Raw genomic sequence first — 330 nt, 5'->3', positions numbered from 1 at the left:
AGGAATAATGCATAGCGAGAGTATTGAAATAAGTCTGTAAATTGAAAAAAATATAATGTTTAGTAAGAGCCTCTTATGGTATATAATATACAAGGAGGCTTTTGTAATGAATGAAGAAAAAAAAGAAAGAAGAACAAAAAGAATTAGAGAAATGGAAGAAACAGCTTTCGATAAAGCTGCAAAACTTTTAATTCAAAATGGAGATTTAAAAACTATTACAGACATTGAGGATGCATTAAAGAAAATGCTTGGTTCAACAATTAAACATATTCTAGAAGCAGAATTTGAGCATCATATTCAAAATTCATATTAAGATTATAATGAAGAAAG

1 protein-coding gene is annotated in these 330 nt (G+C 27.0%); it reads left to right on the top strand.

Annotated elements, in window-relative coordinates:
* The first annotated feature begins 106 nt into the window (after positions 1–106).
* Positions 107–313, top strand: a complete 207-nt coding sequence (locus AYC60_RS00670; RefSeq protein WP_067320025.1) for a hypothetical protein — start codon at positions 107–109, stop codon at positions 311–313.
* Positions 314–330: the final 17 nt, after the last annotated feature.

This window comes from Streptobacillus felis, assembly GCF_001559775.1.
GTDB lineage: Bacteria > Fusobacteriota > Fusobacteriia > Fusobacteriales > Leptotrichiaceae > Streptobacillus > Streptobacillus felis.
Note: the sequence above shows the minus strand (reverse complement) of the source record. Positions and strands in the feature narration are given on the sequence as shown.